General features: G+C 66.8%; 20 protein-coding genes. 10 read left to right on the plus strand and 10 right to left on the minus strand.

Features of this window, described 5'->3' with window-relative positions; all coding sequences use genetic code 11:
- Positions 1 to 48: 48 nt before the first annotated feature.
- The 6 genes from AC0Z2B_RS14675 to AC0Z2B_RS14700 all read right to left on the minus strand — a co-directional run bounded on the left by AC0Z2B_RS14675 (position 49) and on the right by AC0Z2B_RS14700 (position 7,523).
- Complete coding sequence (locus tag AC0Z2B_RS14675) at positions 49 to 2,280, minus strand: TonB-dependent receptor family protein (RefSeq protein ID WP_476297515.1); 2,232 nt, start codon at positions 2,278 to 2,280, stop codon at positions 49 to 51.
- Between the two features lie 41 nt (positions 2,281 to 2,321).
- Positions 2,322 to 3,059, minus strand: a complete 738-nt coding sequence (locus tag AC0Z2B_RS14680; RefSeq protein ID WP_473003512.1) for a TonB family protein — start codon at positions 3,057 to 3,059, stop codon at positions 2,322 to 2,324.
- A gap of 3 nt (positions 3,060 to 3,062) precedes the next feature.
- Positions 3,063 to 3,470: an ExbD/TolR family protein gene (locus AC0Z2B_RS14685; protein ID WP_476297517.1), complete on the minus strand. Its 408-nt coding sequence runs from the start codon at positions 3,468 to 3,470 to the stop codon at positions 3,063 to 3,065.
- A gap of 632 nt (positions 3,471 to 4,102) precedes the next feature.
- The gene (locus tag AC0Z2B_RS14690) at positions 4,103 to 4,978 is read right to left on the minus strand and encodes an undecaprenyl-diphosphate phosphatase (protein ID WP_476297519.1); all 876 of its coding nucleotides are present in this window, start codon (positions 4,976 to 4,978) and stop codon (positions 4,103 to 4,105) included.
- Positions 4,979 to 5,048: 70 nt separating this feature from the next.
- Positions 5,049 to 6,014 carry a 5'-nucleotidase gene (locus tag AC0Z2B_RS14695; protein WP_473003507.1) on the minus strand — a complete coding sequence of 322 codons (966 nt, stop codon included), beginning with the start codon at positions 6,012 to 6,014 and terminating at the stop codon, positions 5,049 to 5,051.
- 135 nt (positions 6,015 to 6,149) lie between these two features.
- The gene (locus AC0Z2B_RS14700) at positions 6,150 to 7,523 is read right to left on the minus strand and encodes an amino acid permease (protein WP_476297521.1); all 1,374 of its coding nucleotides are present in this window, start codon (positions 7,521 to 7,523) and stop codon (positions 6,150 to 6,152) included.
- Positions 7,524 to 7,655: 132 nt separating this feature from the next.
- Between AC0Z2B_RS14700 and AC0Z2B_RS14705 the strand changes: the two genes are divergently transcribed.
- From AC0Z2B_RS14705 to AC0Z2B_RS14715, 3 genes are all read left to right on the plus strand, one after another.
- Positions 7,656 to 8,114 (plus strand): Lrp/AsnC family transcriptional regulator, encoded by a 459-nt coding sequence (locus AC0Z2B_RS14705; protein ID WP_476297523.1) that lies wholly within the window; start codon positions 7,656 to 7,658, stop codon positions 8,112 to 8,114.
- Positions 8,115 to 8,311: 197 nt separating this feature from the next.
- Positions 8,312 to 8,923: a YitT family protein gene (locus AC0Z2B_RS14710; RefSeq protein ID WP_476297525.1), complete on the plus strand. Its 612-nt coding sequence runs from the start codon at positions 8,312 to 8,314 to the stop codon at positions 8,921 to 8,923.
- 27 nt (positions 8,924 to 8,950) lie between these two features.
- The gene (locus tag AC0Z2B_RS14715) at positions 8,951 to 10,144 is read left to right on the plus strand and encodes an amino acid aminotransferase (RefSeq protein ID WP_476297527.1); all 1,194 of its coding nucleotides are present in this window, start codon (positions 8,951 to 8,953) and stop codon (positions 10,142 to 10,144) included.
- An 88-nt stretch (positions 10,145 to 10,232) separates the two neighbouring features.
- Here the strand turns inward: AC0Z2B_RS14715 and AC0Z2B_RS14720 are convergent, their stop codons facing one another.
- Positions 10,233 to 11,276, minus strand: coding sequence for a LacI family DNA-binding transcriptional regulator (locus AC0Z2B_RS14720; RefSeq protein ID WP_476297529.1), 1,044 nt, complete (start codon positions 11,274 to 11,276; stop codon positions 10,233 to 10,235).
- 169 nt (positions 11,277 to 11,445) lie between these two features.
- On the opposite strand from AC0Z2B_RS14720, the gene AC0Z2B_RS14725 reads away from it, so the two are divergent.
- The 6 genes from AC0Z2B_RS14725 (at position 11,446) to AC0Z2B_RS14750 (ending at position 16,946) form a co-directional block, all read left to right on the plus strand.
- On the plus strand, positions 11,446 to 12,537 hold the full coding sequence (locus AC0Z2B_RS14725; protein ID WP_476297531.1) for a fatty acid desaturase family protein: 1,092 nt from the start codon (positions 11,446 to 11,448) through the stop codon (positions 12,535 to 12,537).
- Complete coding sequence (locus tag AC0Z2B_RS14730) at positions 12,534 to 12,854, plus strand: MocE family 2Fe-2S type ferredoxin (protein ID WP_476297533.1); 321 nt, start codon at positions 12,534 to 12,536, stop codon at positions 12,852 to 12,854. Before AC0Z2B_RS14725 ends, AC0Z2B_RS14730 begins: the two co-directional genes overlap by 4 nt.
- Positions 12,851 to 14,083: an NAD(P)/FAD-dependent oxidoreductase gene (locus tag AC0Z2B_RS14735; protein WP_476297535.1), complete on the plus strand. Its 1,233-nt coding sequence runs from the start codon at positions 12,851 to 12,853 to the stop codon at positions 14,081 to 14,083. Before AC0Z2B_RS14730 ends, AC0Z2B_RS14735 begins: the two co-directional genes overlap by 4 nt.
- A gap of 2 nt (positions 14,084 to 14,085) precedes the next feature.
- On the plus strand, positions 14,086 to 14,919 hold the full coding sequence (locus AC0Z2B_RS14740; protein ID WP_476297537.1) for a sugar phosphate isomerase/epimerase family protein: 834 nt from the start codon (positions 14,086 to 14,088) through the stop codon (positions 14,917 to 14,919).
- A gap of 153 nt (positions 14,920 to 15,072) precedes the next feature.
- Complete coding sequence (locus AC0Z2B_RS14745; protein ID WP_476297539.1) at positions 15,073 to 15,528, plus strand: DUF5625 family protein; 456 nt, start codon at positions 15,073 to 15,075, stop codon at positions 15,526 to 15,528.
- A gap of 62 nt (positions 15,529 to 15,590) precedes the next feature.
- Positions 15,591 to 16,946 carry an MATE family efflux transporter gene (locus AC0Z2B_RS14750; RefSeq protein WP_476297541.1) on the plus strand — a complete coding sequence of 452 codons (1,356 nt, stop codon included), beginning with the start codon at positions 15,591 to 15,593 and terminating at the stop codon, positions 16,944 to 16,946.
- A gap of 291 nt (positions 16,947 to 17,237) precedes the next feature.
- On the opposite strand, the gene AC0Z2B_RS14755 is transcribed toward AC0Z2B_RS14750, so the two are convergent.
- The 3 genes from AC0Z2B_RS14755 to AC0Z2B_RS14765 form a co-directional block, all read right to left on the minus strand.
- Positions 17,238 to 18,413 (minus strand): D-alanyl-D-alanine carboxypeptidase family protein, encoded by a 1,176-nt coding sequence (locus AC0Z2B_RS14755; RefSeq protein ID WP_416425540.1) that lies wholly within the window; start codon positions 18,411 to 18,413, stop codon positions 17,238 to 17,240.
- A 202-nt stretch (positions 18,414 to 18,615) separates the two neighbouring features.
- A complete protein-coding gene (locus tag AC0Z2B_RS14760) occupies positions 18,616 to 19,989 on the minus strand; it encodes a sensor histidine kinase (protein WP_476297543.1) in 1,374 nt (457 codons plus the stop codon).
- Positions 19,967 to 20,644, minus strand: a complete 678-nt coding sequence (locus tag AC0Z2B_RS14765) for a response regulator transcription factor (RefSeq protein ID WP_416425538.1) — start codon at positions 20,642 to 20,644, stop codon at positions 19,967 to 19,969. The genes AC0Z2B_RS14760 and AC0Z2B_RS14765 overlap by 23 nt, the downstream gene beginning before the upstream one ends.
- Before the next feature lie 175 nt (positions 20,645 to 20,819).
- On the opposite strand from AC0Z2B_RS14765, the gene AC0Z2B_RS14770 reads away from it, so the two are divergent.
- Positions 20,820 to 21,959: an N-acetylmuramoyl-L-alanine amidase gene (locus tag AC0Z2B_RS14770; RefSeq protein ID WP_416425537.1), complete on the plus strand. Its 1,140-nt coding sequence runs from the start codon at positions 20,820 to 20,822 to the stop codon at positions 21,957 to 21,959.
- Positions 21,960 to 22,007: the final 48 nt, after the last annotated feature.

A 22,007-nucleotide genomic window follows, 5' to 3' on the forward strand; every position in this document is an offset into this window, starting at 1 on the left:
TACGCATCCTTATCTAAGTGGCCGGCGCCCGCGCGCCGGCCGCGGGGGTCAGAAGCCGACTTCCAGGGACACCATGGCGGTGCGCTCTTCGCCGACGTTGTAGTACGGCGTGCTGGCGCTCAGGCCGTTGTGGGCCTGGGCGTTGAAGGCCACGGTGCTGGCCGAGGCCAGGTAGTGCTTGTCGAACATGTTCAGCACCGAGAAGCGCAGGGTGGCCGACTTGACCACCTTCTTGTCCACGGGCAGGTACACGCCGGCGTTGAGGTCGAACACGGTGCGGCCGCTGATCTTCTGGTCGTCGGTCAGGTCGCCGTAGTAGCTGCCTACGTACTTGCCGGCGACGTTGCCGTAGTAGTGCTTGTCGTCGTAGCCGATGCTGGCGTTGAACATGTTCTTCGGCACGTTGGCCAGCTGCTTGCCGGTGGTGGGCAGGTCGACGCCCTTGTACGTCACGTCATCCTTCTGGGTGGAGTCGGTGTAGGTGTACGAGGTGTAGTAGTTGAAGTTGTGCGGCAGCAGGCCGCTCCACTCCAGCTCCAGGCCCTGGTTGACCACGGTGCCGACGTTGAGCATCTCGTATTCGCCGTCGGCGTTGGTGGTGGACACCTCGCGGTCCTTGTAGGCGATGTGGAACAAGGTGGCGCTCAGGGCGGTGTCCTTGGTGGTGTAGCGCCAGCCCAGCTCCTGGTTCCAGCTCAGCTCGGGGGCCAGGTACATGGAGTCGGCGGTGTCGTAGAGCACGTAGTTGGGCGGCGTGCGCATGTTGCGGGTGATGTTGTAGAACGCCTGGTTGCGGTCGTTGATCTGGTAGCGAACGCTGAAGTTGGGCAGGAACTCGTGGTAGGTGCGGTCACGTTTTTCCGGCACGTCGGTGAGGCTGGCCATCAGGTTGCCCTTGCGCTCCACGTACTGGTAGGCCAGGCCGCCGGTCACGGTCCAGTCCGGCGCCAGCGACCAGGTGTCCTGGGCCCACAGCTTCTGCGCCGGGGTTTCGGTGTAGTAGTGGCGGCCCTGCACGGTGACGCCGTTGTTGTCGGTCACCTGGTTGGCGCCGTTGTAGTCAGCCCACACGCTGGACGGCGTGCCGTCGGCGTTGATGCTGATGTACGGCTGGGTCTGGCGTTGGCGGGCCAGTTCGTACCAGTAGCCGAAGTCGACGCTGTGTTCGTCGTTGATGTCCCACTTGAGCTTGCTGGTCACGCCCGAGCGCCAGGTCTCGGTCCACGACGGCCGGTAGTAGGTGTTGGAGGCCAGGCCCGCGAGGTTGTAGTTGCCGGCGGTGGACGAGGTGCTCGATAGGGTCGAGGCGCTGCCCGAGAAACTGCCGCCCGCGCCCCAGGAGTAATACGGTGCCACCGACAGCGAGAGGTTGTCACGCAGCTGGAAACGTTGGGTCAGCGAGGCGTTGAAGTTCTCGAAGTTGTTGCGGTTGAGTTTGTAGTAGCTCGACAGCTTGCCGTTCTTGTACACCGGCGAGGTCGGGTAGTCGGCCCGTGGGTCGGCCTCGAACTGCGCCTTGCTCAGGGTGTTGTAGTTGTAGCCTTCCTGGCGGTTGTACTTGACGATCAGGTTGGTGGAGTTGCCGCTGCCGTCGTCGAACAGGGTGTTCCATTCCACTTTGTCGGCGCGCACGCCGCCACCGCCGCGCCACTTGTCACCCTCGGTGTGCGAGGCCGACACCCAGGTGCGGAAGCCGTTGAGGTCGCCGGTGTTGAGCCGCGCAAAGCTCTTGCGCAGGTTGTTGGTGCCCACCGATTGTTTGACGAACACGCCGAAGTCTTTCTCCGGGCGCAGGGTCACCAGGCCGATGTTGCCGCCGCTGGAGCCGATGTGCGGGCCGTCGGCCTCGGACGAACCCTGGGTGGCGAACACTTCGCCGATGTTTTCCGGGTCGCCCAGCAGGTTGGGGTAGATGGCGTAGCTACCCGAGTCGTTGATCGGGATGCCGTCGGCGGAGATACCGATCTGGTCGGCGTTCATCCCGCGCATGGTCAGGCTGGTCCCCACCAGGCCCGTGGCGTCAGTGCTGGAAACGTTGATGCCGGGGGTGTACTTGAGCTTGTCCAGGGCGTTGGCGGTGCTGGACATCTGGTCCATGGCTTCCTTGGTCACGGTGGAACGCGCCTTGGCGCTGTCCTCCTGCACCATGTGGCCGCCACCCAGGCTTTGCCCGGTCACGGTCACGTCACCAATGTTCATCGAGTCGTCCGCCAGGGCGGCAAGCGTCCAGCCGCCAGCCCCCACGGCCAGTAGCGTCATGAATAACTGATTGAGTTTCAAGGTGTTCCCCTAAGGAGGTCAGTGTTGCAGTCGAGGTTTTTTTAGTTGTCCAGGTTGTAAACAAGCGTTGCGCTGAAGCGGTATTTGTCCTTGCCCGAGAACGCCGTGTCCGGGAACGGCACCACCTGTTCCAGGCGGCGCAGGCTGGTTTGCGCGGCGCGGTTGAGCAGCATGTTGGTGGCGCGTTTCTCGATGCCCGAGTCCAGCACCTTGCCGCTGCGGTCCACCTCCAGCCACACCACCACATTGCCCTGGGGGCGCTGCAGCGACGCTTCGCGGCCGGTGGGGTATTGCTTGTACTTTTCCAGCTCCGCCAACAGCCGGGCGATGTAGCGGTTCTCAGCGTCCGCAGGGTTGGGCGGCGGCGGTGGCGAGGCGGGCCGGGCGGCGACCACCGGGGCCACCGGCGCAGGCGCTGCGGCCGGCGCGGGCGGGGTAGGCGTTGCCGGCGCCGGTTTCGCCGGGGCCACCTTGGCCACCTGCGGCCGTGGCTTGGGTGGCTGCGGTTTCACCACCGGCGGCTTGGGCTTGGGCGGTGGCGCCTGTTCGATGGCCTCGGGGGCTTCTTCCACCGGCGGCGGTGGCGGCTCGGCCTGGGCCACGGGCTCGGGTGGTGGTGGCGGCGCCTCGGGTTCAACCAGCGCCACCTCCACGGTGCTGTCGTCGTATTTGGGGGTGATCTTCAGCTCGCTGTGCAACGCGCTGTGGATCGCCGCCGCCAGCAGGCACAGGGCCGGCAGGCAGGCCAGGGCCTTGCGCGACTTGAATAGCATCCACATGGCTCAGTGCTTCCGGGTAGCTATGGACACGGAGGCGAAGCCGTTGCTTTTCAGCAGGTCCATCACCGCCACCAGCCGGGCCACTTCCACGCCCTGGTCGCTGTTGAGGATGATCACCAGCTTGTCGCTGGCCTGCTGCAGCGGCTTGAGCTGGCTGACCAGGGCCTCTTCGCCGATGTCCTTGCCGTCCAGTTGCAGGCGCTGGTCCAGGCCCAGGGTGATGATCGCCTTGTTCTGCGGCTTGAGTTGCTGGGCGTGGCTGGCGCCGGGCAGCTGGGTCTTGATGCCCAGCGCCGGGATCACGTTGAGGCTGATCAGCACGAAGAACACCAGCAGGAACATCATCACGTCGATCATCGGCACGATTTCGATGTGCAGGCGTTTTTTCTTTGGTTCTTCCCAGGTACGCATGGCTCTACACCCTTTTCACAGTGGTCCTTTGAAACCTGGGCAGTCGCTCAGGTTCTGTGGTGGCGCGGCGTCTGGGCAGGGGTTGTTTGGAACCTGACGCCAGCGGCAGGATGCAAGATAGGGAGGGGATGTTTAAGTTTCATTGCAGCGTGAACGATTTTTTCACGAAATATTTTGAAAAACACGATGAATGCAGAGTGCAGTGTATTGGCTGCTTGATCGGCGTTTATTGTTGTTTTATGGGACGATAGTGCGCTTTTTGGCGGGGTTGATGGGAAGTTGGTCGCAGGTGTCAGGATGGGTGAACCGTTTCTGCGTCGTTGGGGGGGCTGATGCACTGCGGGGGGGGGCGCGGCCTGTGGCCGCTGCTACGGGGGCGGTGTTGCGGGCTTTTGCCGGGGATCTAGATGCCGTGGTGGTGCGCCCGTTGGCCCTGATCGGCAGCGCCGGGCTGGGCGCTGAAATCAACGGCAGCTACCTGCTTGATCGAGGGGTTTGTCGCTGGCCGCCAATAGCAAGCCCGGTGCAATCGCGTAGCCGCTGCCGCCAGGCTGCGCTGGCCCTGATGGCCACTGGAGATTTTCAGTGAGCTCAGGGGTCAGCGCAGCCTGACGGCAGCGGCTACAGGTGCTCTACGCGCCCAGCAAGCCGCTGCTCACCGCCACAATCAGGAACACCCCCAACACCGCCCGGTAGATGATGAACGGCCAGGTGCTGAAGCGCTCCAGGAACTTCATCAACCCCCAGATGGCAAAGAACGCCGAGATGCTGGCAATCACCAGCCCGAACACTAGGTGCCCCCAGGCTTCGGCGCCAATGCCCGCATGCAGCAGCACCCACAATTCCTTCAGCCCCGCCAGGGCGATGGCCGGCAGGCCCAGCAGGAACGAAAAGCGCGCGGCTTCCTCACGCTTGAAGTTGAGGAACAACGCCGCGGTCAGGGTCGAGCCCGAGCGCGACACGCCTGGAATCAGCGCGCCCACCTGGGCCAGGCCAACGATCAGGGCATCGCGCAGGCGCATCTGGTCCATGTCGCGGCGGTGCCGGCAGCTCAATTCGGCGCCGGCCAGCAGCACCGCCATCACCAGGCACGACACGCCAATCACCATCAGCCCCCGCAACGGCGAGTTGCAGGTGTTGAGCAGCGGCGACAGCGCCACGCCGAAAATCACGATGGGGATGGTCGCCAGGATGATCGCCACCGCCAGCTTGAACCACGGGTCGTCGTAGTCGTCCCGGCGCACCGCGCCAATGCTGCCGCTGACCACCTGCTGCACGTCGCGCCAGAAGTAGCTGACCACGGCTGCCAGGGCCGCCAGCTGCATGGCCGCCGAGAACGCCGAGCCGGGGTCGGGCCAGCCCAGCAGGGCGGGGACGATGCGCATGTGCGCGGTGGAGGAGATGGGCAGCAGTTCGGAAATGCCCTGGATCACGCCCAGAATGCCGATTTGCAGGTAGTCGAGTGAAGCGAAGCCGGTGTCGAGGCCGCTGGAACATAGAGTTGCCAAGGCGAGGTCCTTGCAGAAAAGTGAGTCTTGAGCAAAGAGCGTAGCTGGGAAGTGTGACGCGTAAACCGCGCTATTCAGGCTGCTGCACAATTTCATCCAGCGGCCCGTGGTTGATCACCCCGAACGGGATGTGCACCGAGGGCACCACGGTGCTGGCCGAGCGCAGGTGGGCCGGCTGGTCGTCGAAGAAAATATGCGGGCGCAGCACCCCAAGCACCTTGCCTTTCTCGATGCCGCCAAGGAAAAACGCGTCGTTGGCCATCACCCCCCAGCTTTTCAGGGTGTTCAGCGCCCGCTCGTGGGACGGCGCGTTGCGCGCGGTGACGATGGACACACGAAAACGGTTCTCGTAAGTGGGGTCGAGCTGCTTGCGCTGTTCCTCGGCGGTCTGGATGCGGCCCATGCGCACCAGGAACTCCTTCAGCGGCCCCGGGTTGTGGGGCTGCATCACGTTCTTCACCTCGTGGTCATGGAAGCGGCCCAGGCCCTCGCGCTGCATCACCTGTTCCGACTCGTCGCCGGCCAGCACGCCGTCGAAGTCGAAGGCAATGCGCAGGGAATTGTCCTGTTCGTCGTCCACCAGGGTCGAATCCAGCACCTGGCCGGCGGGGAAGTTGGCCTTGATGGCGGCCTCCACGTCCTGCTGGTTGGCGGACAGGAACAACGCGATGTTCAGCGCCGGGATGAACTCGTAGGGCGAGCGGCCTTGCATGAAGATGGCCCGGGTGATGCCCAGGCCGTAGTGCTCGATGCTGCGCATCACCCGCAGGCCGGTGTCGGGGTCGTTGCGCGACAGCAGCACCACTTCCACCAGCGGATCGTTGTGCGGGTCGTCGCTGAGGTCGTTGAGCGACAGCAGGCGGCGGATGAACGAGAAGGCGATGCCCTTGGGCAGTGGCGTGTCCAGGTGTTCTTCCTGGAACCTGCGGTACTGCTGCTCGCCCTGGCGTTTGAACACCGCATCGGATTCGGACAGGTCGAACACCGCGCTCGAGGCGACGCCGATGACGAGGCGGTGGTCCAGGGCGTAGGGCATGGGGGGCATCCATTCGATGAAAAACCACAGTGTATCCTGCTTGCGCCCTGTAGCCGCTGCCGCAGGCTGCGCTGGCCCTTGTTGCCACTGGATATTTTCAGCGCACTCCAGGCCCAGCGCAGCCTTCGGCAGCGGCTACGCGACTTGCGGCGCCGCCGAATGCGCGTTCACTGCACGGAATCGATACGCCACCGCCAGCACCGCCAGCCACACCGGCATCAAATACACCGACAGGCGCATGCCCGGGGTCAGCCACATCACCACCACCACGCCGCCCAGGAACGCCAGGGTCAGGCAGTTGCTCAGTGGGTAGCCCCAGCTGGGGTACAGGCTGGCCAGGCCCTCGCGCAGGCGCTGGCGCTTGAATTTCAGGTGGGTGATGCTGATCACCACCCAGTTCAGCACCAGCGCCGACACCACCAGGGCCATCAGCAGGCCGAAGGCGTCGCCGGGCATCAAGTAATTGATCACCACGCAGGCGCCGGTGGCCAGCGCCGACACGCCCAGCGCCACCACCGGCACGCCGCGGCGGTTGGTGCGCAGCACCGCGGCCGGGGCGTTGCCCTGGCGCGCCAGGCCGAAAAGCATGCGGCTGTTGCTGAACACGCAGCTGTTGTACACCGACAGCGCGGCGGTGAGTACCACGGCGTTGAGCACCGAGGCGATGACGTTGCTGTCCAGCGCATGGAAAATCAGCACGAAGGGGCTGCCGCCGGTCACCACGTGCTGCCACGGGTACAGCGACAGCAGCACCGCCAGGGCGCCGATGTAGAACAGCAGGATGCGCCAGATCACCTGGTTAGTGGCCTTGGGAATGCTGCGCTGCGGGTCGTCGGCCTCGGCGGCGGTGATGCCCACCAGCTCCAGGCCGCCGAAGGAAAACATGATCACCGCCATGGCCATGGCCAGCCCCGTCCAGCCGTGGGGCAGGAAGCCGCCCTGGGCCCACAGGTTGCTGACCCCGGCCTGCGGGCCGCCGGTCCCGGTGGCCAGCAGCCAGCCGCCGAAGGCGATCATGCTGACCACCGCCACCACCTTGATCAGCGCGAACCAGAACTCCACCTCGCCGTAGCATTTCACGTGAGTGAGGTTGACCAGGTTGATCAGCACGAAGCACACCGCCGCCGACGCCCAGGTGGGAATCGCCGGCCACCAGTACTGCACGTACAGGCCCACGGCGGTCAGCTCGGCCATGCCCACCAGCACGTACAGCACCCAGTAGTTCCAGCCCGACATGAAGCCGGCGAACGGGCTCCAGTAGCGGTGGGCGAAGTGGCTGAAGGTGCCGCTGACCGGTTCCTCCACCACCATCTCGCCCAGCTGGCGCATGATCATGAAGGCCACCACGCCGGCGATGGCGTAGCCCAGGATGGCGGCGGGGCCGGCCATGTTGATGGTCTGGGCGATGCCCAGGAACAGCCCGGTGCCGATCGAGCCGCCCAGGGCTATCAGCTGGATGTGGCGGTTTTTCAAACCCCGGTGCAACGCAGGGGTGGGTGCTTGACTCATGGCGATGTCCTGATCAATGGGAGGCGGGCATTGGCCGATGCCCTGCGTGACGTCTTGACAAGGCTCGTTTGCAAATCAGGTGCCAGTTGCTGGTAACCTGCCCGGCCACCCCCATGCGCAACGGAGCCCGGCATGTCCGCCATCGACGATTTCGACCTGAAGATCCTGACCTTTCTGCAAGGCAATGGCCGCCTGACCAACCAGGACCTCAGCGAGCTGGTGGGGCTGTCGGCGTCCCAGTGTTCGCGCAGGCGCATCAGCCTGGAACAGGCCGGGCTTATCCTGGGCTACCACGCGCGGCTGGCGCCCCAGGCCATGAACACGCAGATGGTGGCCATGGTCGAGGTGCGCCTGGTCAGCCACAGCCCGGCGCAGTCGCAGGCGTTCGAGGCGTTCGTGCAGGATGAAAGCGCGATCATCGACACCTACAAGACCACGGGCGACGCCGACTACACGCTGAAGGTGGCGGTGGCCGACCTGGGCGAATTGAACGCGTTGATGGGGCGCCTGGCCGACAGCGGCAGCATCGGCCACATGAAGACGGCGGTGGTGTTGCAGCGCATCAAGGAAGCGGGGATTGCGGCGCTGTAAAGCGCACCGCAAATGGGCTTAATGGCGTTTTTCTGCACCTGCTTAGTGCATTAAATGTGATGTATGTGCGTGATGTGTGCATGAGGCGATTTTTAAATACACATTAATTTTGTTTTTTGCTAATTTCGCGCTCGATTCGGTCATGGTGTGCTTTGCGGCCCGCCAGCCCCCCGTGAATTTTTTCAGTCGAGTGCAGCATGAATACAGCCACCGCCCCTGCGTGCCCCCATAGCCGAGTCGAGGATTGCCTGGCCCTGCTGGTGGGCACGGTGATGATCTCCTTCGGCCTGCTGCTGTTGCGCACGGGCGGCATCATGACCGGCGGCATGGCCGGCGTGGCGCTGCTGCTGCATTACGCGTTCGGCTATGCGTTCGGCCTGGGCTACTTCCTGCTCAATCTGCCGTTCTTCTACCTGGCCGTGCGGCGCATGGGCTGGGCGTTCAGCCTCAAGACCTTCCTGTGCATCGGCCTGGTGTCGGTGTTCTCCGACCACCTGCACGGGCTGATCGCCCTGGCGCAGATCCAACCGCTGTACGCCGCAGTGATGGGCAACATCATTCTCGGCACGGGCTTCTTGATCCTGTTCCGCCACCGTGCCAGCCTTGGCGGTTTCAACATTCTGGCGCTGTACCTGCAACAGCGCCTGGGCTGGCGTGCCGGCTGGCTGCAGATGGGCACCGACGTGCTGGTGCTGTCGCTGTCGCTGACCACCGTGTCGCCGGAGGTGCTGGCGGTGTCGGTGGTGGGCGTGGTGGTGCTCAACCTCATCGTCGCCCTCAACCATCGCGCCGGTCGCTACCTGGCCTGACCTGTCATTTCCTGTCTGGAGCTCAACATGCTTGAACACGTCCGTCCCTACGCGGGTGACCCTATCCTGTCGCTGATGGAGGCCTACCAGGCCGACCCGCGTGCCAACAAGGTCAACCTCAGCATCGGCCTGTACTACGACGCCCAGGGCCGCATCCCGCAGCTGCCGTCGGTGGCCGAGGCCCAGCGCCGCTGGCTGGCCAGCGAGCAGGGGCCGTCGCTGTACCTGCCCATGGACGGCCTGGCCAACTATTGCCAGCAGGTGCAGCACCTGCTGTTCGGCGAGCAGGCCGCGGTGCTGGCCGAACGTCGCGTGGCCACCATCCAGACCGTGGGCGGCTCGGGTGCGCTGAAAGTCGGTGCCGACTTCCTGCGCCAGTGGTTCCCGGACGCGCAGGTGTGGGTGAGCAACCCCACCTGGGAAAACCACCACGCGCTGTTCGGCGGCGCGGGTTTCACCGTCAACACCTACCCGTACTTCGACGCCGCCACCGGTGGCGTTGACTTCGCGGCCATGTGTGCAACCCTGGCCGAGCTGCCGGCGCGCAGCATCGTGCTGCTGCACCCGTGCTGCCACAACCCCACGGGCGCCGACCTGACGCCAGGGCAGTGGGATGCAGTGGTGAAGATTCTTGCCGAGCGCCAGTTGATCGCCTTCCTCGACACCGCCTACCAGGGCCTGGGCGAGGGCATGCAGCAGGACGCCTACGCCATTCGCGCCATGGCCGACGCCGGCCTGACGCTGGTGGTGAGCAACTCGTTCTCGAAAATTTTCTCGCTGTACGGTGAGCGCGTCGGCGGCCTGTCGGTGGTGTGCGCCGATGCTGCCACCGCCGCCAACGTCCAGGGCCAGCTGAAGGCCACGGTGCGCCGCAACTATTCCAGCCCGCCCAGCCATGGCGCGCGCCTGGTGGCCGGCGTGCTGGGCGACGCGCAACTGCGCGCCCGGTGGTTGACCGAAGTGGAGCAGATGCGCGTGCGCATCAAGGCCATGCGCACCCAGCTGGCGTCGCTGCTGCGCGACGAATGCCCGGACGGCCGCCATGACTACCTGCTGCGCCAGCAGGGCATGTTCAGCTACACCGGCCTGAGCGCCGAACAGGTACGCCGCCTGCGTGAAGATTCGGGCATCTACCTGGTGGACAGCGGCCGCCTGTGCCTGGCCGGCCTCAACGAGCACAACGTCGCCGCCGTGGCCCAGGCCATCGCCCGCCTGGCCTGACGTTCATCCGTGTCGCAACCGGACGCGGCCTGCGGCCGCTGCTACGGGGGCCCGTGTACCTCGTCTATCGCGATGCGGACGACGCCAGTTACAGGTTTTCGCGGGTGATGATCTGCAACGGCACGAACACCCGCTGGGTGGCCGCGTCGAACGCAGGTTGCGCCTGCAAGCCCAGCAGCACCTCGATCAAGGCCCCGGCGATGGCCTGCACCTGGGAGTCGATCACCAGGCTCAGCACGCCGTCCGCCAGGGCCTGGCGCGACAGCGCGGTGGACTCCGGGACAATGCTGCACAACCCCGGCCCCGGCGGCCGCTGGCGCAGCGCGCTGATCACGCCGTCGCCACCGCCGCCCACCACGCACAACCCGCGCAGGTCCGGGTGGCGGGCCAGCAGCTCCAGGCTCGCCTCCTCGGTCAGGCGGTCGTCATCCAGGTTGATTACCGCGTCCAGCAGGCGCAGCCCTGGCGCGTGCTCGGCCAGGTAGGCACGCAGGGCGTCGACCCGCGCCTGGTGCCCCAGGAACCGATAACCCCCCAACAGCACCGCCACGCTGCCTTGCGCCGCGCCGCACAGGTGCGCCAGCAGCCAACCCATGGTGCGGCCCACCTGGCGGTTGTCCTGGCCCACGTACGGCATCTGCCCCTGGATATCGACGTCCGACAGCAAGGCCACCACCGGCACCCCGGCCGCACGTATCTGCTCGATGCAGGCGTTGATGCGCGGGTCGGTGAAACTCACCACCGCCAGGGCATCGCACTGCACCGCCAACTGCTCGATCTGCTCGATGATGGCCACCGGGCTGCGGTCCACCACGTACTCGAACTGGCACCTGAGGTTGGCACTGGCGTGGCGGCGGGCGCTGTGTTCGATGGCCGCCGCCAGCTGGCCGTAGAACGCCTGGGCGGTGGCCAGCAGCAGAATGCCGAAACGGTAGGTGGGGCGCCGCTCGTGCAGGCGCTGGCCAATCAGCCGGGCAGCGAAGTAACCCACCGCCTCGGCGGCGTGGAACACCCGCTCGGCGGTGTCGCGGGTGACCGGCGCGCGGGCGTTCAGCACCCGGTCGACGGTGGCCACGCTGAGCCCGGCCTGGGCGGCGACGGTGGCGATGGTGGGGCGTTTGTTATTGGTCATGACGGCCCTTGTGCATGCCTTGAGAGAAAACTATCAAGCGTCCATGCCTTGCGATGATAGCTTGAGAGTGAATGTCTTCAAGGCATTGAGGGGGCAGGGGGGCCTCCCTATATTTTCCGCAAGCGCGCCAATCGGGCCGCCCACTCATTCGCCTGCGGAGAACAACAAGATGAGCGACCCCAGTGCAGCCTTTGCCCGCCGTGCGCCTGCCGCGCGCCGCGATTACCGTTTGACCGGCCATGACGCCCAGCGCGCGGTGGACCTGGGCCTGGCCTCGGCCACCTGGTACCAGTCACCCATTGCGCGCAAACAGCTCAAGGCCCTGATGCAGCGCCGCAACGGCCCGGCCCTGCGCGACACCGGCCTGTGGCTGCTGGCGCTGCTGGTGACCGGCGCCGCTGGCTGCTGGTTGTGGGGCAGCTGGGCCTGCGTGCCGTTTTTCTTCGCCTACGGCGTGCTCTACGGCAGCGCCGCCAACGCCCGCTGGCACGAGGCCGGGCACGGCACGGCGTTCCGCACCCGCTGGCTGAACGACACGGTCTACCACCTGGCCAGCTTCATGATCCTGTTCGAACCCCAGGTGTGGCGCTGGAGCCATGCCCGGCACCACACCGACACCATCATCGTCGGCCGCGACCCGGAGATCGTCGAGCCGCGCCCGCCCAGCTTCTTCAAGATGGCCCTGAGCCTGTTCAGCCTGCCCCACGTCTACAAGACCCTGGGCGCCATGCTGCGCCATGCCGGTGGCAGCCTGGACGCCCAGGAACAGACCTTCATTCCAGCCTCCGAATGGCCGAAGGTGGTGTGGACCGCGCGCATCTGGCTGGCGATCCTGGCCTGCACCCTGGCCGCCGCGCTGCTGTGGCACAGCTGGCTGCCGCTGATGCTCATCGGCCTGCCGACGCTGTACGGCGGCTGGCTCAACTATGTGTTCGGCGTGTCCCAGCACGTGGGCCTGGCCGAGGATGTGCTGGACCATCGCTACAACTGCCGCACCATCTACATGGGCCCGCTGCTGCGCTTCCTGTACCTGAACATGAACTACCACCTGGAACACCACATGTTCCCGATGGTGCCGTACCACGCGCTGCCGCAGCTGCATGAAGCCATCCGCCACGACTGCCCGCCGCCGTACCCCAACCTGCTGGCGGCCTACCGCGAGATTCTGCCGACCCTGTGGCGCCAGCGCCGCGACCCCACCTGGCATGTGCGCCGCCCCGTGCCCGCTGCCAGCGCCGAACGCCAGGAGTGCCCAGCATGAGCGAACAATGGATTGATGTGTGCGCCATCGACGACATCGACGCCGAAGACGTCATGCGCTTCGACCACCAGCAGCACAGCTACGCGGTGTACCGCTCGGCCGCCAGCGAGTTCTTCGCCACCGACGGCCGCTGCACCCACGAAGCCATTCACCTGGCCGACGGCCTGGTGCTGGACCATGTGATCGAATGCCCCAAGCACAACGGCCGCTTCGACTACCGCACCGGCAAGGCCCTGGGCGCGCCGGTGTGCGTCAACCTCAAGACCTACCCGGTGCGCGTCGAAGGCGGCCGCGTGCTGCTGGCGGTGCAGGCATGAACGCCGCGCCACTGATTATCGTCGGCGCCGGCCATGCCGGTGGCCGCGCGGCGCTGACCCTGCGCGAGCAGGGCTACGACGGCGAGCTGCTGCTGATCGGCGATGAGGCCCACGCGCCGTACGAGCGGCCGCCGTTGTCCAAGGGCGTGCTGCAGGGGACCGCCGAGCTGGGCGGCTACTCCTTGAGCGGCGCCGATGAGTTGGCGCGGCTGGGCATCGAGCACGTCGCCGGCCAGGGCGTGCAGCACCTCGACGTCGGCACGCGGCAGGTGCAGTTGAACGATGGCCGCCGGCTGCCCTACAGCGGCCTGCTGCTGGCCACCGGCGGCAGCGCCCGGCGCCTCCCGGGAATGGCCACTGGCTGGACGAACGTGCGCTACCTGCGCACCCATGACGAAGCCCTGGCCCTGCGCGCCAGTTTGCGCGGCGGCGTGCGGCTGGTGGTGGTCGGCGGTGGTTTCATCGGCCTGGAGGTGGCGGCCAGCGCCCGGGCCCTGGGCTGCACGGTGACGCTGCTGGAGGCCGGCCCGCGGCTGGCTGGGCGCGTGTTGCCGGCGGAGGTCTCCACGGCGCTGTTGGCGCTGCACCGCGAGCAGGGCGTGGACGTGCGCTTGAACGCGCGCATCGCGGCGTTCGAAGGCAGCGGGCAAGTGGCGTGCGTGCGTCTGGACGATGGCTCGCGCATCCCCTGCGACAGCGTGGTGGTGGGCATCGGCATGCAGCCCAACGTCGGCCTGGCGCAGGCGGCAGGGCTGGCGGTAGGGCAGGGCATTCGCGTCGACGCCTGCCTGCGTGCCAGTGCGCCGGACGTGTTCGTGGCCGGCGACGTCTGCGAATTTCGCCTGCATCCCGCAGGGCCGTACCAGCGCCAGGAGACCTGGCGCAACGCCGAGGCTCAGGGCCGCCATGCCGCGCTCAACCTGCTGGGCGCCGGCTTGCCGTTCCAGCAGGTGCCGGGTTTCTGGTCCGATCAGTACGACCATGGGTTGCAGACCGTCGGCCAGTTGGGCGACGGCGCGGCGTCGGCGCGGCGGGCCCTGGCCGGTGGCTTCCTGCTGTTCTACCTCGACAACCAGCAACGCCTGCAAGGCGCCTGCGGCTGGGGCGTGGGCAACAGTGTGGCCAAGGACATCAAGCTGTGCGAACGCCTGATCACGGCCGGCCAGCCCCTGGCCGCCAGCCAGCTGGCCGACCCCGGCGTGGCCCTGAAAACCTTGCTGAGGAATTGACCATGCCACGTCTGCTGGTGTTTCAATCGTTGTGGGCCATGCTCGACCATCAGGGGCGGGCGACCCTGCCCCTGGAGGCGCAGCTGGAGCAGATCGCTGCCGCCGGTTTTGACGGCATCACCGATCACTACTGGCAGCCCGCCCAGGCCAGGCGCCTGAGTCAGCTGGCGGGCAGCCTGGGCCTGGCCATCGAAGGGCAGGTGTTCCCGCGCACTGTCGACGACCTGGCGGCAGCGCTGGACGTCGCCAGCCAGCATGGCTGCCATCACCTGACGGTGCAGGCCGACGTGCGCGCTGGGTCGCTGGCGCAGGTGCTGCCGTTGCTGCACGGTTGGCAGCGGCTGATCGAGCAGGTGGATTTCCCGGTGCTGGTGGAGACCCATCGCTACCGGGTCACCAATGACTTGCCGTTCACACTGCAGTTGCTGGCGGAGCTGCCCGAGCTCAAACTGCTGGCTGACCTGTCTCATTACGTGGTGGGCCGCGAGCTGCCCGAAGCGGCTTGCGCCGAGGACGACGAGGCAATCCATCAGGTGCTGCGCCGCAGCTGGGGCTTCCATGGCCGCGTGGCCAGCAGCGAGCAGGTGCAGGTGGGCCTGGCGTTTCCCCAGCACCAGGCCTGGGTGCAGCGCTTCCTGGGGTGGTGGCAGTGGGGCATCCGCGACTGGCTGGCGCGCCCGGGCACCGACCGGGCCAGCCTGTCGTTCACCTGCGAACTGGGCCCGCCGCCTTACGCCATCACCGACGCCCATGGCCTGGAGCTGACTGACCGCTGGCAGGAGGCGCTGCACCTCCAGCAGCTGATGCGCGACCAGTGGCATCAGGCCTGCCGCTGACGCGGCCTGCGGCCGCTGCTACAGGGTTGCCCTGTGCGTCCCAGGCGCCGCGGTCGCGGGCAAGGCCTGAAAAATCGTTTAAGCTTCGATACACATGCACGCATCCAAGGTCTGGTTTTGAAAGGTTTGCCGTTCACCCTGTGTCTCCTTTGCATGGCCCGCTGCAGCACGCTGGTGCAGGCCGCCGAAGCCGCGCCGCTGAGCCTGAAAAGCTCTGGCGCGGTCACCGGCCTGGCGGTGCGCATCGTCGAGGACGACAGCTATTCCGTCCGCATCGATTACTTCTACCCCGCCACCGATGCCGCCGCCCGCAAGGCGCTGTGGCAAGGCGTGGGCGGCGCCTGGCAGGACCCTGCCGGCCAGCTCCACGAGCAGGGCGCGCCGTTCAACGTGTTCCTGCGCATCTACGACATCGACGCCGCCGTGGTGCTGCAGGACCGGCGCATCAGCCACCCCACCGTGTCGTCGTGGGGCAGCGGCGTGTTGCATGCCGAGTTGAGCGAGGTGCGGCTGCGGCCGGGGCACTACCAGATCACCATCGAGCGGCGCGGCAGTGCCGAGCCGATCGACGATTATCGTGCCGGGGTCAGCGTGGTCAGGGCCTACTGAACCTGCGGCCACGGGGTTTGCGCTAGAATGCCCCGGTGCCTCATCACCTGCCCGAGAACCGCATGCCAACCCCAGTCCAACGCCCGTTGTGGAAGACCTACCTGGCCTTCCTGGCCCCCATGGTCCTGTCCAATTTCCTGCAGTCCATGTCCGGTACCCTCAACAGCATCTACATCGGCCAGATGCTCGGTACCCAGGCGCTGGCGGCGGTGTCGGGGATGTTCCCCATCGTGTTCTTCTTCATTGCCCTGGTGATCGGCCTGGGCGCGGGCGCCGGGGTGCTGATCGGCCAGGCCTGGGGGGCGCGCGAGCCGCACATGGTCAAGCAGATCGCCGGTGCCACGCTGCTGCTGGGGGCGCTGATCGGGCTGGTGGCGGCGGTGTTCGGCAGCGTCTTCGCGCGCCAGGCGCTGCAAGGCCTGGGCACGCCGGTGGACGTGCTGGATGACGCCGTGGCCTATGCGCGGGTGATGATGTGGATTATGCCGGTGCTGCTGGTGTTCGTGCTGTTCACCCAGCTGCTGCGCGGGGTCAGCGATACGCTGTCGCCACTGTTGGCGCTGCTGGTGTCCACCGCGGTGGGCCTGACCCTGACCCCGGCGCTGATCCGCGGCTGGCTGGGCCTGCCGCAGATGGGTATCCAGAGCGCGGCGCTGGCGGGCCTGGCCGGCAACGTCGCCGCCATCGCCCTGCTGGCCTGGCGCCTGAACCGCCAGGGCCACGTGCTGGCGCCGGACCGGGCGTTCTTCAAGGCCCTGCGCCTGGACCGCTGGATTCTCGCCAAGGTGCTGCGCATCGGCTTGCCCACCGGCTTGCAGATGGTGGTCATCTCGCTGTCCGAGCTGGTCATCCTGTCGCTGGTCAACGGCTACGGCTCCAAGGCCACGGCGGCCTACGGCGCGGTCACGCAGATCGTCAACTACGTGCAGTTCCCGGCGCTGTCCATCGCCATCACCGCGTCCATCCTCGGCGCTCAGGCCATCGGCGCCGGCCGCCTGGAGCGCATGGGCCCGATCCTGCGCACCGGCTTGCTGATCAACCTGTGGCTTACCGGCGGCCTGGTGGTGCTGGGCTATCTGCTCTCGCACTGGCTGCTGGGCCTGTTCATCACTGACGCCAGCACCCTGGCCCAGGCCGAGCACCTGCTGCACATCATGCTCTGGAGCATGCTGGTGTTCGGCTTCCAGGCCCTGGTGGGCGGCATCATGCGCGCCAGCGGCACGGTGCTGGTGCCGGTGCTGATCTCGATCTTCTGCATCCTGGGCGTGGAGCTGCCGGCGGCCTGGCTGCTGAACGCGCACTTTGGCCTGGAAGGGGTGTGGATGGCGTTCCCGGTGACCTACCTGGCCATGCTGGCGCTGCAGACGGCGTACTACAAGGGCGTGTGGCAGCACCGCACGATCGAGCGGTTGGTGTAGCAGCTGCCAAAGGCGGCGTCCTGCGCACGACGCCGCAATTGGGGGTTGACACGCCCACCCTCGCAAAAACTCCCCTCCGGCACTTGTCCCCGAAAATCGTGGGTATCTCTGTGGATAACTTTGCCAAAGCCAGTCAGCACAGGAGGTTGGCGGCACTGGCCAAGAAATGATCAATCGGGTGGGTGAACGCTTCGAAGGCACGCAGCGGCACTGGGGTCAAGCTGTAAGCACCTGTTTCACGCGGATTTAATGGCGCATTTACGTTACGAATCTTGTCGTATTTCCGACGCCTCAAGCGCTGGCGATCAGGCCTCTTATCCACAGTTGCAAGCGATCCCAGCATTGCCCCAGCCAGCTGCCGGCAGGCACGGCCTGCAGCGCCACCAGCGGTTGGCTGCTGAGCAGCAGGTCGCCGTCGTACAGGCTGAGCGCGCCCACCGGGCTGCCGGCCGCCAAAGGCGCCTTCAGTGGTTCATGCAGGTCGAGTTGGGTGCGCGTATGGCGCTGCTGGTTGACCGGCAAGGTCAGCACCACGTCCTTTGCCAGGCCTACGCTAACGCTGGCCTGGCTGCCCAGCCATACCTTCGGGGTCGCCAGTGGCTGGCCGGCGGTGGCGTAGGTCTGGGTGTCGAAGAAGCGGAAGCCATAGCCCATGAGTTTGGCGCTGGCCTCGGCCCGCGCCCGTTCGCTGGGGGCGCCGAACACCACGCTGATCAGGCGGCGGCCGTTGCGCACCGCCGAGGTCACCATGCAGTAGCCGGCGGCTTCGGTGTGGCCGGTCTTCAGGCCGTCGTAGCTGGGGTCGCGCCACAGCAGCAGGTTGCGGTTGGCCTGGCGGATGCCGTTCCAGGTCAGGTATTTGTGCGCGTACAGCTCGTAGTAGCCGGATTCGTCGTCAATGATCGCCCGCGCCAGGATGGCCATGTCGTGGGCCGAGGAATAGTGGTCGGGCAACGGCAGGCCAGTGGGGTTGGCGAAGTGGCTGTTGTGCATGCCCAGCTTGGCCGCGGCGGCGTTCATCAGCGGCACGAAGCTGTCGGTGCTGCCGGCGATGTGCTCGGCCACGGCGACGCTGGCGTCGTTGCCCGAATCGATGATGATGCCGCGCAGCAGGTCGTGGGCGCTGACCTGGCTGCCGGGGTCGAGGAACATTCGCGAGCCGCCGGTGCGCCAGGCGTTTTCGCTGATCTGCACCAGGTCTTCGGGCTTCAGCCGCCCGGCCTGCATTTCGCGGGTGGCCAGGTAGGCGGTCATCAGCTTGGTCAGGCTGGCGGGCGGCAGGCGTTCATCGCCGGCGTGCTCGGCAATCAGGGTGCCGGTGCGCGCATCCATCAGCACCCAGGCCTTGGCGTCCAGGCTCGGCGGGCGCGGCACCAGCGGCGCGGCGGGTGCGGGCTGAGCGAACACGGCGTAGGGGCAGGCGAGCAGGATCAGCACGATCAGGGTGCGCAGGAGCAGGCGTTTCACGGGGGCGGGGCCTCGGTGGGGAAGGGGGCCGAGACTGTGGCGGTGGGTGCCTGGGGGCTCAACTTAACCTGGGTTAAGTAAACTTAATGAAAGGGGGGTTGAGCGCGGACGCAGCCTTCTGCAGCTGCTACGGGGAGGGGCGCCGTTTGCATCGCGATCGACAAGGTGCACGCGCACCCGTAGCAGCGGCCGCAAGGCCGCGTCAGGTCGCGCAATGAATGCTGACCTGCGCGCCGCCGCCTTCCGCGCTGCCGATGTGCAAGGTGTAGCCATGCAGCCGCACGATCGCCGCCACCAGCGACAGCCCCAGGCCATGCCCCGGCTGCGCGTCGGCGCTGGGCCCGCGGTAGAGGCGGCGGATGACCTGGCTGCGTTCCACGGGGGCGATGCCGGGGCCCGTGTCGAGGATGTCCAGGGTCATTTGCCGGCCCTGGCAACGGGCGCGCAAAACGATGGCGCCGCCTACCGGGGTGAACTTGATGGCGTTGTCCAGCAGGTTCACCAGCGCCTCGAACAGCAGCGCCACGTCGCCCATCAGCGTCGGCAGCGGGCCCTGGATGTCCAGGGTCAGGGTCTGCTGGCGCTCCAGTGCCAGGGGCTCGTAGAACTCGTGGGCCTGCTGCAGCAGTTCCAGCGGCGAGTAGGGCTGGAAGGCGCCGCGCCGGCGCGTGTCCTCCAGCTCGGCCACGCGCAGCAGGCCCTGGAAGCGCACCATGATCGACTCGCTTTCGGCCAGCGCCTGTTCCAGGGTGGCGCGTTGGGGTGCGTCCAGGGGCATCTGGTCCAGCTGGTGCAGGCGCGCACGCAGGCGCGTCAGCGGCGTGCGCAGGTCATGGGCAATGCCGTCGCACACGCCTTTCACTTCCAGCATCAGCTGTTCGATGTGGTCGAGCATGGTGTTCACCGCGCTGGCCAGCATGTCCAGTTCGTCGCGCCGGGGCGACAGCGGCAGGCGGTCGGCGAGGTTGCCCGAGACCACGCTTTCAGTGCTGCGCTGCAAGCCCTGCACGCGCTTGAGCGGGCGCCGGCGCAGCAGGCGCCAGCCGATCAGGCCGGGGATCAGCGTCAGCGACAGCCCCCAGGCCAGGGCCTGCTGGATGATGCCGCCCACCGCCGACACCGAGCCGCCGTCGCGGGCCAGCACCAGCATGCGCCCGTCGCCGCGGTGCACCAGCAGCGCGTAGCTGCTGCGCGGTTCCTCGCTGGCCTGGGCCACGCTCAGGCCCTTCTGCAGGTAGTGCACCTGGCCGTCGTCGGGCAGGCTGGCGCGCAGTTTCAGCAGGTCGCCGGCCAGGTGTTGGCCCTGGGCGTCGAACAGGCCGTAGGCGTCGATATTGGGGGTGGAGTAGGCCTCGCTGGCGGCCAGTTCGCCCAGCAGGTTGTCGTCGTCGACCTTGGCGTAGTAATGCGCGCGCTGCATCAGCGTGCGCTCGGCGATGCTGCCCAGGTATTGCGATATCTGCCAGTACAGCACGCCGGTGAACAGCGCGCCCCAGGCCACGAAGAACAGCGCGTAGAAGCCGATCAGGCGGCTGCTGGACGAGCCCCAGGGTTCAAGCGCGGGGCGCGAGGACATAGCCGGTACCCCTGACGGTCTGGATGATGGGCGAGTGCTCGCCCTCGATTTTCTTGCGCAGGCGGCCCAGGTGCACGTCGATGATGTTGGTGCCGGGGTCGAAGTGGTAGCCCCACACCTCCTGGAACAGCATGGTGCGCGTCACCAACTGGCCGGCGTTGCGCATCAGGTAGTTGAGAATCTTGAACTCGGTGGGCAGCAGGGCGATGTGCTCGTCGCCGCGGTTGAGGCGGTGCTCCACCAGGTCCAGGCACAGGTCGCCGACCTGCAGGCGCGGGTGGCTGGCGCCGTTCGCCGGGCGGCGCAACAGCACCTCCAGGCGCGCGACCATTTCCACCGGCGAGAACGGCTTGGTCAGGTAGTCGTCGCCGCCCGAGCGCAGGCCGCGCACGCGTTCGTCCACGTCCGACAGGGCGCTGATCATCAGCACCGGCGTGTGAATGTCCAGGCTGCGCAGGGTGCTGACGATGGTCAGGCCGTCGAAGTCGGGCAGCATGCGGTCCAGGGTAATGGCGTCGTGGCCGCCGGCAATCGCCCGGGCCAGGCCTTCGCGGCCGTTGGCGCACCATTCCACGGTAAAGCCGTGCAGGCTCAGTTCGGTCATGATGACGTGGGCGGTCACTTCGTCGTCTTCGATGACCAGGGCGCTGCTCATGGGGGAATCCTCTGTTGCTCCGCGATTTTTCGGGGTGGCCATTGTAAAGGCTTGGCTACCCTAGGGAGACCGCGCGTCGGGCTCTATTAAATTTTAATTTAATCGACTTAATTCAGTTGCTTGCACGCGCAGGAGTTTAATGGGCTACCCCCGTGAACCGAGGTTGTCCGCTGCCGTGAACCGTCGCAATTTTCTCGGCCTGATCAGCGCCGTGTCCCTGATGTCGCCCGCCTGGCTGCTGGCCGCGCCGTTGCCGGGTGTCAGCCATTGCCAGGTCAGCCAGCATGGCGGCGTGACCAGCCTGGTGCTGGACCTGGCCGGCAAGGTGCAGTACCAGGTGTTTACCCTCAGCGCGCCTGACCGCGTGGTGATCGACCTGCACGGCGTGGCCGCGCACCTGCCGCCGGCGGCGCTGAACTTCGCCGGCACGCCGGTGCAGGGCTTGCGCAGCGGCCCGACCAAGACCGGCATGCGCCTGGTGCTGGACATGCATCAACCCGCCCACGCCCAGGCGCGGCTGGTGCCGCTGGCCGGTGGGCATCAGCGCCTGGTGGTGGATTTACCGGTGGGCAAGGCCGCTGCCGCGCTGGCGCGCCACGTGCCACGCCAGCGCCCGGCGATCATCGCCATCGACGCCGGCCACGGCGGCAAGGACCCCGGCGCGGTCAGCGGCACCAGGCACTACGAGAAGACCGTGGTGCTGGGCATCGCCAGCCTGTTGCACCAGCAGCTGGCCAAGGACCCGCGCTTCACCCCGACCATGAGCCGCGACAGCGACTTCTTCGTGCCGCTGCACCAGCGCGTGCTGCTGGCCCACCAGCGCCGCGCCGACATGCTGGTGTCGCTGCACGCCGACGCGGCGCCGTCACGCTCGGCGCGTGGCGCCTCGGTGTACGTGCTGTCGTCCCACGGCGCCACCTCGGCCATGGCCCGCTACATCGCCGAAAGCGAGAACAGCTCCGACGCCTACGCCGGGGTGTTCGACAAAAGCCTGAGCAACGACGACCCCATGGTCTCCAAGGTGCTGGTGGACATGTCGATGAACGCCACCATCGCCTCCAGCCTCGACCTGGGGCGCACGGTGCTGGGGCATTTCAAGCAGGTCACCAACATCCACCAGCAGCGCGTGGAACAGGCCGGCTTCGCGGTGCTGAAGTCGCCGGACATCCCGTCGATCCTGGTGGAGCACGGCTTCATGAGCAACCCGTACGACTGCGGGCGGCTGATCGACCACCGCCACCAGGTGGAACTGGCGCAGGCGCTGCACGCGTCGATTGGCGATTATTTCCGCAAATACCCGGTGCACGTCGCGTAGCAGCTGCCGCAGGCGGCGTCTTGCATACGCGGTGCATCAGGCTCACCG

The organism is Pseudomonas sp. GYB4201 (genome assembly GCF_056312595.1).